The organism is Paenibacillus sp. 1SOY10 (assembly GCF_056836745.1).
Genome location: NZ_JBXENK010000001.1, coordinates 1131099 through 1144126, shown reverse-complemented (window position 1 = coordinate 1144126; position 13028 = coordinate 1131099). Strand labels below are relative to the sequence as shown.

The 13028-nt window shown below is 48.6% G+C and carries 13 protein-coding genes; 12 read left to right on the top strand and 1 reads right to left on the bottom strand.

Going from position 1 to position 13028, the window contains the following annotated elements; all coding sequences use genetic code 11:
* Window positions 1-45: 45 nt before the first annotated feature.
* Window positions 46-402 carry a DUF898 family protein gene (locus AC1VOR_RS05290; protein WP_482616239.1) on the top strand — a complete coding sequence of 119 codons (357 nt, stop codon included), beginning with the start codon at window positions 46-48 and terminating at the stop codon, window positions 400-402.
* A 63-nt stretch (window positions 403-465) separates the two neighbouring features.
* On the opposite strand, the gene AC1VOR_RS05285 is transcribed toward AC1VOR_RS05290, so the two are convergent.
* On the bottom strand, window positions 466-1512 hold the full coding sequence (locus AC1VOR_RS05285; RefSeq protein ID WP_482616238.1) for an HD-GYP domain-containing protein: 1047 nt from the start codon (window positions 1510-1512) through the stop codon (window positions 466-468).
* 244 nt (window positions 1513-1756) lie between these two features.
* Here AC1VOR_RS05285 and AC1VOR_RS05280 point away from each other — a divergent pair, with 244 nt between their 5' ends.
* The 11 genes from AC1VOR_RS05280 to AC1VOR_RS05230 all read left to right on the top strand — a co-directional run bounded on the left by AC1VOR_RS05280 (window position 1757) and on the right by AC1VOR_RS05230 (window position 12982).
* Window positions 1757-3205 carry a bifunctional metallophosphatase/5'-nucleotidase gene (locus AC1VOR_RS05280; RefSeq protein WP_482616237.1) on the top strand — a complete coding sequence of 483 codons (1449 nt, stop codon included), beginning with the start codon at window positions 1757-1759 and terminating at the stop codon, window positions 3203-3205.
* 9 nt (window positions 3206-3214) lie between these two features.
* Complete coding sequence (locus tag AC1VOR_RS05275) at window positions 3215-4042, top strand: undecaprenyl-diphosphate phosphatase (protein WP_482616236.1); 828 nt, start codon at window positions 3215-3217, stop codon at window positions 4040-4042.
* Between the two features lie 83 nt (window positions 4043-4125).
* The gene (locus AC1VOR_RS05270) at window positions 4126-5223 is read left to right on the top strand and encodes an HD-GYP domain-containing protein (protein WP_482616235.1); all 1098 of its coding nucleotides are present in this window, start codon (window positions 4126-4128) and stop codon (window positions 5221-5223) included.
* Complete coding sequence (gene yfkAB / locus AC1VOR_RS05265) at window positions 5220-6362, top strand: radical SAM/CxCxxxxC motif protein YfkAB (protein WP_482616234.1); 1143 nt, start codon at window positions 5220-5222, stop codon at window positions 6360-6362. Before AC1VOR_RS05270 ends, yfkAB begins: the two co-directional genes overlap by 4 nt.
* Window positions 6363-6378: 16 nt before the next feature.
* Window positions 6379-7743 carry a hemolysin family protein gene (locus AC1VOR_RS05260; RefSeq protein ID WP_482616232.1) on the top strand — a complete coding sequence of 455 codons (1365 nt, stop codon included), beginning with the start codon at window positions 6379-6381 and terminating at the stop codon, window positions 7741-7743.
* A 156-nt stretch (window positions 7744-7899) separates the two neighbouring features.
* Window positions 7900-8118, top strand: coding sequence for a spore coat associated protein CotJA (locus AC1VOR_RS05255; RefSeq protein ID WP_482616231.1), 219 nt, complete (start codon window positions 7900-7902; stop codon window positions 8116-8118).
* Window positions 8119-8122: 4 nt separating this feature from the next.
* Window positions 8123-8401 carry a spore coat protein CotJB gene (locus AC1VOR_RS05250; RefSeq protein ID WP_482616229.1) on the top strand — a complete coding sequence of 93 codons (279 nt, stop codon included), beginning with the start codon at window positions 8123-8125 and terminating at the stop codon, window positions 8399-8401.
* A gap of 52 nt (window positions 8402-8453) precedes the next feature.
* Window positions 8454-9023 carry a manganese catalase family protein gene (locus AC1VOR_RS05245; protein WP_059051769.1) on the top strand — a complete coding sequence of 190 codons (570 nt, stop codon included), beginning with the start codon at window positions 8454-8456 and terminating at the stop codon, window positions 9021-9023.
* Between the two features lie 288 nt (window positions 9024-9311).
* Window positions 9312-10280: an ABC transporter permease gene (locus tag AC1VOR_RS05240; protein WP_482616228.1), complete on the top strand. Its 969-nt coding sequence runs from the start codon at window positions 9312-9314 to the stop codon at window positions 10278-10280.
* An 18-nt stretch (window positions 10281-10298) separates the two neighbouring features.
* On the top strand, window positions 10299-11189 hold the full coding sequence (locus AC1VOR_RS05235; protein ID WP_482616226.1) for a carbohydrate ABC transporter permease: 891 nt from the start codon (window positions 10299-10301) through the stop codon (window positions 11187-11189).
* Between the two features lie 113 nt (window positions 11190-11302).
* Entirely contained in the window at window positions 11303-12982 is a 1680-nt protein-coding gene (locus AC1VOR_RS05230) for an extracellular solute-binding protein (protein ID WP_482616225.1), read from the top strand.
* Window positions 12983-13028: the final 46 nt, after the last annotated feature.

Sequence of the window (13028 nt, the reverse complement as noted above, 5' to 3'; positions counted from 1 at the left end):
ATGTAGAATATTATTCCTTACAACACAAAGAAAAGGATGAAGGACATGAATGTGGCTGTAGAGCCTAAGACAACACAGAATTCGCAGTATGTAGCAAGTGGGCAATATCCATCGGTATTTGATGGTGGACTTGCGCAGTATATTGGATGGAGCATACTTGGCTGGTTGGTGACAATCGTTACTCTGGGTATCTGCTACCCATGGAGTCTTGTGATGATTTATCGCTGGAAGATTGAGCATACCGTTATTGAAGGACGGCGCTTAAAGTTTGATGGAACAGCAGTGGGGCTGTTTGGAAATTGGATTAAATGGTTACTGCTATGTATCATCACGCTGGGTATCTATTCTTTCTGGTTAAACATTAAGCTAGAGCAATGGAAAGTTAAGCACACTCATTTTTAAAAAAAGCAAAGAACCTGCGAGCCTTTTGATTTAAAGGGGCTTGCAGGTTCTTTTTTTTGTTCTCTACAAATAAACCTCAGCAATGGAGATTTCACGTTCCTTGGACAGGTCCACAAACCTGGTGTCGGTCTGGACGAGTGGGCGGAAGAAGTCGGTATGGTTGGTCATGACGATGGAGCCGGACTCGCCTGAGTTCAGCAGGACCTTCTTGCCAATGAAGTTAGGTAGTAGATGACGAATGAGTGCTTGAGTGGGCTCGGGGCTCAGCTTGCCGAAGCTAAGGCTGTTCAACTCACGAAGTACGGACAACAGCTCCTGCTTGGACCCATAGACCCGATTGGAGGTCATTGCTGAATAGACATCGGCTACGGCGGCAATCTTGGCGTAAGGATGTATCTCAGGGCCGCGCAATCCATGAGGATAGCCGCTACCATCCTCTCGTTCATGATGCTGTAGAGCTACCAGGGCCGAAAGTTGGTCACCGGTTGATTCCATAATAATGTCATGGCCGTAGGTGGTGTGAAGTTTAACCTCCTCGAATTCCTCGGGGGTCAACTTACCGGGCTTGGACAAAATGCTGGCAGGCACTTTGCATTTGCCGATATCGAGCAGATAGCCGGCTTTACCAGCCTGATGGGCTTCTTCCTGAGAATAGCCAAGCCATGCGGCGATATAATAACATAGCATGCCCACCTGCATGGAGTGATTGTATGTATAGTTATCATCGTCCTCAATGGCTAGCAGCAAAGAGACGACATCCTTCTGGCTCTCTAACTCCGAGAGGAGTGGCTTCATTAATTCATCCACCTTGGACTCGTTGAACTTGCCATTAGTTAGCGCTTCCAAAAATATTTCTTCAAACTTGTCTACCCCTTCGTCCAGATAAGCCTTTGCCCGTTGAACCGGGTTTGCGATGCGCCCGGATGATGGGAAATCAACCTGAACGGTCTTGGGCTCGATATCCACGTAATCGATGCCATGCTGTATCAGTTTGGCAATAGCTTCATTGGTCAGCTCGGACCCCTTCTGTAGGACAAAGACGCCAAAATGATTAAATACATCATGTTGTAGAAGGTCGCCGGGACTGAGGTCCATGATATGTGCTTTCATGGGCTATGACACCTCATATTCTCCAGTTTTCTTTTTATAATAGCAGGGAATAAATGGGTTGACAATGAGGAATATGGGCCAATGGTCATTGTATAGGGCAGAGGGTCTGGTGCTTATGGCGTAGTCGCTTGTTAACAAGTTGGATTATAACGAGACAACGATGAATTTTAAGGTATATAATACTCATTGAACTCTAAAATTTGAAACAGACCGGATACACCGAAAGCCAAGGAGGCCATTCACGATGCCGGAGACGAACCCGGAAACGTTAACGATATTGTACACCAATGATATTCATAGTCACTTTGAAACGATGGGGCCAATTGCTGCGATGGTGGATCAAGTGAGGGACGAAGCGTCAGGCGGCGAGGTGCTCCTGCTCGATATCGGGGACCATATGGACCGGGCAGCCGTCGAAACGGAAGGCACGATGGGGAAGGCCAATGTAGAAGTGATCAACTTGATGGGATATGATGCGATTACGATTGGCAACAATGAAGGTCTGACCTTTACGCCAGAGCAAATGAAACAAGCTTATGCTCATCTGCATAGTCCTGTGGTGTGCGGCAATATAGTAGATAGAGAGACAGGCAATTCCCCGGAGTGGATGAAACGTAGCTTGATCTTAAGCAAGGGGGGGATCAAGATTGGCCTGGTGGCGGCGACCGCAGCATTTGCGGAATTTTATGAGCTGCTAGGCCTGACTTCCTTAGACCCCTTGGAGACGATTGCTCGCGATGTTCATGAGCTGCGAGACCAGGTAGACCTTGTGGTCGTCATGTCCCATCTGGGTCTGCCTATGGATCGGGAGCTGGCTGAGCAGATTGCGGGTATCGACCTTATTATCGGCGGGCATACACACCACCTGCTAGAGGTACCCTTGCAGGTCGGAGACACGATGATTACGGCTGCGGGCAAATTTGGTGCCTATTTAGGCAAGCTGGTTATCCGCCCGAGTGAGGAAGAAGGTGAGGGAGCGAGCTTTGTGATCGAGGGTCAATGTCTCCCTGTCAAGATGGATAATAGCGCTAGGCGTATCGACGAAGCTATCGCCTTGCAGCAGTCTAAGGCCCGGCAGCAGCTAGCTCATGCCATTGCCGTAACAGATCGAGAGCTCCCGCTAGAATATGCGACGGAGTCTCCCTTTGGCAATCTGCTGGCTCAAGCGGTGCGCCGTTATACGGGCAGCGACTTCTCGCTGGTGAATAGCGGACAACTGCTCGCTAGCTTGCCAGCCGGAACGATCAGTGAAGGCATGCTGCACGAACGCTGCCCCTCTCCGATTAATCCTTGCACGATGAAGCTATCGGGACGAGACATTTTGTACAGCCTGGAGGAGTCTTTGCTGGAAGACATGATTCACAAGGAGATTAAGGGGTATGGCTTCCGGGGCAAGGTACTGGGTGGCTTATGTGTGGATGGTCTGGAGGTTGCCTATGCGCCTCAGGCGGCGCCTTATCAGCGGATTACTCAGGTCACCATGGGCGGTGTACCCATCCAGCCAGAGCTATCCTACACCGTAGGTACGCTGGATATGTTCTCCTTCGGCATCGGATATGAGCGTCTGCAACATGGCACGGAGAAGCGGTATATGTTGCCGGATTTCCTGCGCGACTTGCTGCGGATGGAACTGCAAATTCACGGATCGACGGAAACCTGTTTTCAATTGCGGTGGAAAAAAGTAGAATATTAGGAGGGGCCCATGAGTTTTATTGTTGCGATTATATTAGCGATCGTAGAAGGCCTGACAGAATTTATTCCCGTTTCATCAACGGGGCACATGATTTTGACCGCCAAGCTTATGGGGTATAATGATCAATCGCCGGAAATGAAGACCTTCGAGATTGTCATCCAGCTCGGAGCCATTCTGGCCATGGCGCTAGTGTACCGCGAGCGAATTGCCCATATGCTGGGCCTCAGCAGAAAGATTACGGTAGTAGACCGCCACGCTCCTGCGGGACGGCTGGATCTGATCCATGTTATTCTAGGTATAATGCCGGCTTTGATCGTCGGCTACTTCTTTCGCGATTTCATCAAGAGCCTGTTCAGCTCTCAGACCGTCCTGTGGGCTCTTGTGGCCGGCGGGATATTTATGATTTTTGCTGAATGGTTCTCCAAGCACAAAGCGAATGTTACGGCTCCAGGTATGGACCAGATTACGTACAAGCAGGCCTTGCTGATAGGGCTATATCAATGTATTTCTGTATTGTGGCCGGGCTTCTCTCGTTCGGGCTCCACGATTGCGGGGGGCATGCTTAGCGGTGTTAGTTACAAGGCAGCAGCGGATTTCTCATTTTTGATTGCGATTCCCATTATGTGTGCGGTATCAGGCTATGAGATGCTTGATTCTTACCGCTATCTGACCTCTGATACCATAGGATATTTTCTGATGGGCTTTATTGTTGCTTTTATCGTAGCTTATATTGTTGTGCTGGCGTTCTTTAAGCTGATTCAGAGAATTCAGCTTCGCCATTTTGCTTATTACCGCTTTGTTTTAGCGGCTGTATTCTGGATTTTCATTATGCGTTAATTCGCCTCGCGGCATAAGTGATGCTTGGAGAAGACCGTTAATTCCAGAGACATACAATCCCAAACAGAGATGGATGTGGAAGTATGCGGTTAATCCCCGTTGGCTCCTTACGAGCCGGGATGAAACTCGGTAAAAAGATTTATAATGAAGATGGTATTATTTTGCTGTCGGAAAATGCGGAGCTTAGCGACGCTATCATTCGGCGTTTGCGGAGCCATGGACTGGAATTCATTTATATAGAAGATTCCCGAACGGATGATGTGGTTATTCCGGAAATGATTGCAGAGGAGACCGAGCGTCGTGCGCTCTCGGAGATTCGAACTCATTTTCGCAAATGGGCAGGCCCTGCCGTGAAAGGTGTGGCCTACCCTTATTTAGGTAAAACCTTCTCCGGGCTTGTTGAATCCATTATCGGTGATCTCAGCGCCCGTGACGATGCCATGATTATGCTGATGAGCATGAATAGTATGGATCACTATTTGTATCGTCATTCGTTGAATGTTTGCGTGTATACGTTGCTGCTCGGGCAACTTCATGGTTATAGCAAGGAAGAATTGACGACGCTGGGACTGGGAGCGTTGCTTCATGACATCGGCAAAACCAAGCTCTCTCTGGAGGTACTGAACAAGCCTTCTCGCTTGACCGAAGAGGAGTATAAGATTATTCAACAACACCCGGAGCTTGGCTTCAAAATATTGAAGAATGAACCTGGGATTCCTCTTGTATCCGCTCATTGTGCTTACCAGCATCATGAGAAGGTAGATGGAACAGGTTATCCACGTGGGATAAAGGGAGACGAGATTCATGAGTTCGCCCGTTGGATTGCCATCACGGATGCGTATGACGCCATGACAACGCACCGAGTATATCGCAAGGCCATGCTTCCACATCAAGCGCTGGAGGTGTTGTATGCCGGCTGTGGGGAATGGTATGAGAAGTCGAAGCTGGAGCTCTTCCGTGATCGTGTGGCCATTTATCCGCTGGGGATGACCGTTAAGCTTAACACGGGAGAGACAGCTGTCGTTGTCAAGATCCATGGACATACCCCGCAAAGACCGATCGTCCGTGTGTTAGCAGATGCCGGTGGCCAGGATTTGAAGACCCCTTATGAAATAGATTTGTCCGTTCAACTCTCTATTGTAGTGACGGAAATGGACGGAATGGATGGTGAACAAGTATGATAAACAAGCACACACCAGATACAATTTTTGCCGATAAAAAGATTAGCCCCAGCTATGACCCGTGGGACCCGATTCTCTCTCTACGTGAGTTCGGCCGCCACGTGCTGACCAGCGTCGAGTTAACGGTAACCAATTTATGTAATATGCGCTGCGAGCATTGCGCAGTGGGGGACAGCCTTGTCATGAAGGAGCCTGAGCAGTTGCCCTTGCCATTGATCTTGAAGTCGCTGGATCAGGTGGAGCATCTGAAGACGATCAGTATTACCGGAGGGGAGCCGACCTTCCGGCGCAAGACGGTAGAGGAGAAGATAGTCCCGTTACTCAAGTATGCCAAGGAGCGGGGCATACGCTCTCAGATTAACTCTAACCTGACCCTGGACTATGACCGCTACGAACCCTTGCTGCCTTATTTGGACGTCATGCACATCTCTTTCAACTATACGAACGAGCAAGATTTCCATGAAGTCGGGTTTGCGCGCAGCGGTCATTCCGTTCCTGCGCAAGCGGCGTACAACATGTATAATAAAATGATCGACAATACGCGCAAACTAAGCGCAGCAGGTATGTTTATTTCTGCGGAGTCCATGATTAACTACCGGACCCACGATAAGCTCCCGGAAATTCACAAGCTGATTGTGGACATGGGCTGCCAGCGGCATGAGGTTCACCCCATGTATGCGGCCGATTTCGCGGAGGGCTTGCCGGTTCTTGAATTGAGTGATATGCGAGCCTCGATCCATTCCCTGCTGGACGCGCGAGATCCCTCGCTCTGGATGTTGTTCGGAACGCTGCCGTTCTTTGCCTGCAATCGCAGCGAGGAGGATCAGGCTCTGCTTCGCCGCTTGCGGCAGGAGCCGAATGTAACGGTGCGCAATGACCCTGATGGACGTAATCGCGTGAACGTGAACATGTTTACGGGGGATGTGTATGTCACGGATTTTACTGCAATTCCGGCCTTTGGGAACGTGCAGGACGGGCGCTTGGACGATATCTTTGAGCGTTGGCTCACCCGGCACCCGCTGAATCAAACGGTCAACTGCCACTGCGACGCAGCCGCTTGCTGCGGACCTAACTTGCTAGTTGCCGATATGTATTACAAGCAGACGGATTTCAAAAACCGCCGAGCAATCACATTATAGAAAAGAGGCGTTTTTCGTGCCTGTTCCACCTGATGGACATACTGAGATAGAACTTGGCAAGCTGATCTGGAATTTGCTATTGGTTTTTATTCTTGTTTTTTTGAATGGATTTTTTGTCGCTGCGGAATTTTCGCTGGTGAAGGTCCGTCAATCGCGTCTGACCCAATTGGTTCGAGAGGGTAACCGGAGAGCTAATTATGCACTTAAGGTCAATCACCGTCTGGATACGTATCTGTCAGCCACCCAGCTTGGCATTACCTTGGCCTCGCTGGGGCTGGGCTGGGTAGGGGAGCCGGCGGTGTCGGAACTGCTGATTAAACCCTTGATGCATAAGGCTGGTGCTACAGATCCTACGTTAATCTCGACAGTATCTGTGGCGGTTGGGTTTGCGATCATTACCTTCTTACATATTGTAATGGGTGAGTTAGCTCCTAAATCTTTGGCTATTCAGAAATCAGAGGAGACCTCCCTGTGGTTGTCATGGCCACTGTTGATGTTCTATCGATTGTTCCTGCCTGTGATTTGGCTGCTCAACGCAGCAGCTAACGGGGTATTACGGCTGGTTGGCATTGAGCCGGTGAATGAAAATGAAGCGGCCCACTCCGAGGAAGAAATTCGCATCCTGATGGATCAAAGTGCAAGAAGCGGAGTGATCGACAAGGATGAAATGAAGCTGATGGACAACTTGTTTGATTTCTCGGATATGCTGGCCCGGGAAGTGATGTTGCCCCGCACGGATATGGATTGCTTATACACCAACTTGAGCTGGGAAGAGAATATGCGTATTGTGGCAGAGACCAAGCACTCTCGTTATCCAGTTGCAGTGGAGGATAAGGACCAGATCATGGGATTCGTCCATATTACGGATCTGTTGTTACCTGATCCGGATAAGACCTTGGACTTGGCAGAGATGGTACGTCCTATTCTGAACGTTCCGGAATCCATGGAAGTCAGCCATGTCCTTCGCTTAATGCAGAAGAAGCATGCTCAGTTGACGCTGGTCGTTGATGAATATGGAGGAACGGCGGGGTTGCTGACTGCCGAGGAGATTCTGGAGGAGATCGTCGGAGACTTGCACGATGAGTTCGAGGATGAACGACCGGAAATCGAGAAGCTGACCGAAGGCGTATTTTCCGTCGATGGTCGCTTGCTAATTGAGGAGGTCAATGAACTGGTTGGTAGTGAGATTGAAGATGAAGAAGTGGATTCCATTGGGGGCTGGTTGTTTAAGGAATTGGAGGGTGCTCCGGTGAAAGGGAAGAGAAAACAACTCGATCGTTATCTGTTTGAAGTGGAGGAAGCCAGCCGTTTGCGGATTACACGGGTGAAGGTTGTCCGCCTTGCTATTGAAGAACCTGATGAAGAGGTTGAGGAAGGATAAGGACGAGTCCTGGTCTTGCTGAAAAGATATAAACGCCGTTGTTCCTGCGTAAGCAGGAAGCGGCGTTTTTTTGTATTTTCCGGGAAATGAGTTCATAAACTGGGCATTCGTCATATCTTAGTGATAGGAAATATTCTGTCAAAGGAGGAAATTGGTTTGAGTCAGCCTCAAGAGCGCGTGTATTACCCTTTTGTCGGCCCCTACGATCCTTGTCCGCCGATCACGCCGAAAACCTACAGCACCCCTCCGCAGCTATTTATTCATTTTCAACCTATGGACTTGCCGCAGTTCAGTCCGGCCGAAGCCTTAAAGCTAGGTACATTGTGGCCAGCCTTGTACAGTCCCTATGAATCCAAATGGGGGAAAGGACGGTGACCTCATGACGACGGAGAACCAGTACTTGCCGTGTGACGAGCAATATTATGAGATGCTGGAAAAGTTGCAGGCCCTTGATTTTGTATTGGTCGAGCTCAACCTGTACCTGGATACGCATCCCGATGATTTGAAGGCGATTGAACAGTTCAATCAACTGACACAGGAGCGGACGGGGCTTGCTAACCATTTTCAACAACGATATGGTCCTTTACAGAACTTTGGACGCGCTTATTCCAAGTATCCTTGGGAATGGTCGCAAAGTCCTTGGCCTTGGCAAGTGTAGGCTTCATCTACAGGCGGGTTGCCTGGATGCTAAAGGAGGTTGAACGGACGACATGTGGGTGTATGAGAAAAAACTGCAATACCCGGTTCGTGTGGGCAAATGCGACCCGCGAATGGCAAAGCTGCTGATCGAGCAGTATGGTGGGGCTGACGGAGAGCTGGCGGCGGCGCTGCGCTATATGAACCAACGGTATACAATTCCGGATAAAATCATTGGCCTGCTAACCGATATCTCCACCGAGGAATTTGCCCACCTCGAGATGATTGCAACGATGGTCTACAAGCTGACGAAGGATGCTACCGTGGAACAACTCAAGGAAGCAGGAATGGCTCCGTATTACGTGAACCACGATCATGCGTTGTTCTACGAGAACGCTGGCGGTGTCCCCTTTACGGCAACCTATATTGCGGCAAAAGGCGATCCCATTGCTGATTTGTATGAGGATATTGCCGCAGAAGAAAAAGCGCGGGCTACATACCAGTGGCTGATCGACATGACCGATGACGTGGATATTCAGGATGGCCTGAAATTCTTGCGTGAGCGCGAAGTTGTGCACAGCTTGCGCTTCCGTGAAGCGGTGGAGATCTTGAAGGATGAACAAGGGAAGAAGACGGTGTTCTAACTTGTCTTTGTTTATCGGAAGAACAGCAATGCAGCAGGTTAGGGGAAATCCCGCTACTTGCTGCTTTTTGTTTGCTTGTTTTAATAGATAGGAGCTGATAGTATACTATTTTCTGGACGAGCTGTATTCCTTACACCTGCCTAGCTTATTTCTGGTAATCCGAAAAAAGAACCCCCTAATACGAAATCCTGCACGTTTACCTTGATCCTGTGCACCAAGTACAATAAAAGCGTGACAGGTGAAAGTGCTTTCAAAAGCAGAAACTAGCTAACCTGGAGGTCAGAGGGGATGGACATGAGGCAGTCAATGCAGCCCACAGCCACATTAAAGACAGATAAGCCGCAGGCGCCAAGGCGGAAATGGCTGAAGAAACTTTACACGCAGCGGCATATCCAGATTATGGCTTTACTTGGTATCGCATGGATGATTATATTCAACTATATTCCCATGTACGGTGTCATTATCGCGTTTAAGGACTATGACATCATTCGAACGATTTCGGAGGCTCCTTGGGCTGGATTGGAGCATTTCAGAGAGTTTTTGTCGGACGAGAACTTTGGTTACGTGATGCGGAACACCTTGGGCATCAGTTTGCTCAAGCTGCTAATGTTCCCGCTACCTATCGTATTTGCCCTTTTCTTGAACGAGATTCGTTCATTACGATTTAAGAAAGCGATTCAGACGATTTCATACCTGCCCCATTTCCTGTCCTGGGTTGTACTCGGGGGGATTTTGGCAACCTGGCTATCGGAGACAGGGATTATTAATGACATATTTATGGCCTTAAAGCTTGTCGATCAGCCGATCGCTTATCTGGCGGAACCTAAATATTTCTGGACCATCGTCATTACTTCGGATGTGTGGAAGGAGCTTGGCTGGTCAGCCATTATTTATCTTGCAGCGATTACCAGCATTTCTCCGGAAATGTATGAAGCAGCAACGATTGACGGTGCGGGGCGCTTCCAGCAGATGTGGTACGTTACGCTGCCATCGATCAAAGCGACGATCAGCATTCTGTTCATTCTGGCAGTCAGCGGTGTATTGAACTCCAATTTTGATCAGATTCTCGTATTACGAAACGCGCTTAATGATAGCGCAAGTAACGTAATTGATTACTACGTGTACTATACAGGGATTTCCTCAGGCCGTTACTCGTATTCTGCGGCAATCGGATTGTTCAAGTCCGTCATTGCGCTTACGTTGCTGCTGATTGCGAACCAAGTATCCAAAAAACTCAACGATACGTCGTTGTTTTAGGCCAAGGAGGACCTGCAGATGTTTCTAACCAACCGTAGAACGAAAGGCGAGGTCGCCTTTGACTTTCTAAATAATTTCGGAATGCTCCTGATTTGCTTCGTCACCTTGTATCCGATTTGGTACGTGCTTATCAATTCTTTTAATGATGGTCAGGATGCCATGCTGGGCGGCATCTACTGGTGGCCTAGAGTGTTCAGTCTGGAGAATTTTGAAGCCGTCTTTAACAACCCGGGAATTATGACTGCGATGTGGCTGACGGTGGCCAAGACCCTGCTTGGGGTAGTGGCGCACGTATTCTTTACAGCGATGGTCGCCTATGCCTTCTCCCGCAAGGAGCTGATCGGTGGCAAGATCTATATTCTGATGGGTACCATCACGATGATTTTCTCCGGCGGTCTCATTCCAACGTATTTGTTGATCCGGGATTTACATTTGCTGGATACCTTTATGGTTTATATCATTCCTGTGTTATTCAGCTTCTTTGACTTAATCATCTTCATGACCTTCTTCCGGGAAATCCCGGATGGTCTGGAAGAGGCGGGACGCATTGACGGGGCAAGCGATTGGACGATTTTCTTGAAAATTGTGCTTCCGGTATCCATGCCGGTGCTGGCCACCATTGCCTTGTTCCATGGGGTATATCAGTGGAATGACTATTTCGCAGGAATCATCTTCGTCAATCAGGAATCATTACAGCCCGTTCAGACTTTTCTATACCGGGTTGTGGCTCAGTCAAGCTCCAATATCATGACGACCGCCTTGCAGGGAAGCGCAGTGACCAAGACCGTCACTTCGCAGTCTGTTAAGCTGGCCACGATGGTCGTCACTACTCTCCCCATTGTATTTGCTTATCCGTTCCTGCAACGGTATTTCGTCAAGGGGATGATGATTGGCTCAATCAAGGGCTAATCTAGCGAGTCAAGTCTTGAGTTCAGTAACTCCTCCAGGCCGCCTTACGGCGGCTATGGGGTTGCATATTATAGCAATTAACTATTAATCAATTCAGAAAAGGGGTAAAAAGCATGGGCATGAAAAGCAAGTCCAAAAAAATGATGATGCTGCTAATGGCAGCCGTCATGGTGTTCTCTCTGGCAGCTTGTTCCGGCGGAAATAATAATGCCAAAAACGAAAGCGCTAACAATACGTCGGGGAACACACCTTCATCCAACGAAACGGTGACTCCTCCATCTGCTGATGAACCTGGTTGGAAGTCGGACACTGCTCCAATCACGTTTGACTGGTATTTGAACTTTGCTTGGTTCCCGAATAAATGGGGAGTGGACCCGACTTCTCAATATGTAACGAAGAAGACGGGCGTCGACATTAACTTCATCGTCCCTGCCGGTAATGAGAACGAGAAGCTGAACACGCTGATTGCTTCTGGTAAATTGCCTGATTTTATCACCCTCGGCTGGTATGAAGACGGCGTTAAGAAAATGATTGAAGGCGATCTCGTTCTGCCACTGAACAAGTTGGCTGAAGAGTACGATCCTTACTTCTTCAAAGTATCCGATCCGGATAAGCTGAACTGGTATACGCAGGAGGATGGTAATGTTTACGGCTATCCTAACTCCTCTTCCTCGCCTAAGGATTACGAGCAATTTGGCGATACCTACGTATCCAACCAAACCTTTGTCGTACGGAAGGATATTTATGAAGCAATCGGTAGCCCGGACATGCGTACACCGGAAGGGTTCCTGAATGCGCTTAAGGCAGCCAAGGAGAAGTTCCCGCAAATTGACGGGCAGCCAATGATTCCGTTGGGCTTGCATGAATTTACGCCAACAGGTAACGACTCGCTGGAAGGCTACATTCAGAACTTCCTGGCCATTCCTAGAGAAAAAGATGGCAAGTTATATAACCGCGAGACGGATCCAGAGTATGTACGCTGGTTGAAGACCTTGCGTCAAGCGAACCAGGATGGCTTGTTGGCCAAGGATATCTTTATTGACAAGCGAGCTCAAATGGAAGAGAAAATTGTGCAAGGTCGTTACTTTGCCATGTTGTATCAACGTACAGACTTTGCTGCACAGCTTGGAACCTTGTATCAAAAGGACCCTAACAAGATTTACATCGCTGTAGATGGCCCCGCTAATACAAATCTGGATGCACCTAGACTGAACGGACCAGGCATCTCGGGGTGGACAGTAACGCTGATCTCCAAGGATGTCAAGGATAAGGCTCGGGCTATCAAATTCTTGAGCTACCTGAACAGTGAAGAAGGACAAAAGGATCTTTTCCTTGGTGAAAAAGGTGTGAGCTATGATACAATTGACGGCGTAGACCAATTTCTTCCTGAAGCGTTCGAGCTTATGAATGCTGATCGTGCCGCATTCGACAAGCAATATGGATCTTCTTTCACCTTCTGGATGATGCAAAATACAAACATCACGCAACAATGGGCACCTAAAGCGGTTGAACCCTACAAACAATTGGAGGACTGGACAATCGGCAAGACGGTAAGTAACTCGGAATTTGACCTGATTGATCCGTTAGCTAACTCCGATGAAGGCATTATTCTTGGTAAAATCAAAGACCTGCGCGGCAAGACATTGCCGAAGCTGCTGATGGCATCGTCTGAAGCAGAGTTTGATAAGATATTTAATGATTACATCAAGAAGCAAGAAGAGCTTGGCCTGGATAAGGTCATGGCGTTCCAACAAACGAAATATGAAGAGAACAAGAAGAAGCTTGGCATGTAGTCATAGCCAAGCCCAAAAGCTCGCAAACTGCGGGCTTTTGGGCTTT

Bases quoted from the DNA above. Each gene is read 5' to 3' on its own strand.
- AC1VOR_RS05285 (WP_482616238.1), bottom strand. From the start codon at position 1,512: ATGAAAGCACATATCATGGACCTCAGTCCCGGCGACCTTCTACAACAT.
- AC1VOR_RS05270 (WP_482616235.1), top strand. From the start codon at position 4,126: ATGCGGTTAATCCCCGTTGGCTCCTTACGAGCCGGGATGAAACTCGGT.
- yfkAB (WP_482616234.1), top strand. From the start codon at position 5,220: ATGATAAACAAGCACACACCAGATACAATTTTTGCCGATAAAAAGATT.
- AC1VOR_RS05290 (WP_482616239.1), top strand. From the start codon at position 46: ATGAATGTGGCTGTAGAGCCTAAGACAACACAGAATTCGCAGTATGTA.
- AC1VOR_RS05245 (WP_059051769.1), top strand. From the start codon at position 8,454: ATGTGGGTGTATGAGAAAAAACTGCAATACCCGGTTCGTGTGGGCAAA.
- AC1VOR_RS05230 (WP_482616225.1), top strand. From the start codon at position 11,303: ATGGGCATGAAAAGCAAGTCCAAAAAAATGATGATGCTGCTAATGGCA.
- AC1VOR_RS05235 (WP_482616226.1), top strand. From the start codon at position 10,299: ATGTTTCTAACCAACCGTAGAACGAAAGGCGAGGTCGCCTTTGACTTT.
- AC1VOR_RS05240 (WP_482616228.1), top strand. From the start codon at position 9,312: ATGGACATGAGGCAGTCAATGCAGCCCACAGCCACATTAAAGACAGAT.
- AC1VOR_RS05250 (WP_482616229.1), top strand. From the start codon at position 8,123: ATGACGACGGAGAACCAGTACTTGCCGTGTGACGAGCAATATTATGAG.
- AC1VOR_RS05275 (WP_482616236.1), top strand. From the start codon at position 3,215: ATGAGTTTTATTGTTGCGATTATATTAGCGATCGTAGAAGGCCTGACA.
- AC1VOR_RS05280 (WP_482616237.1), top strand. From the start codon at position 1,757: ATGCCGGAGACGAACCCGGAAACGTTAACGATATTGTACACCAATGAT.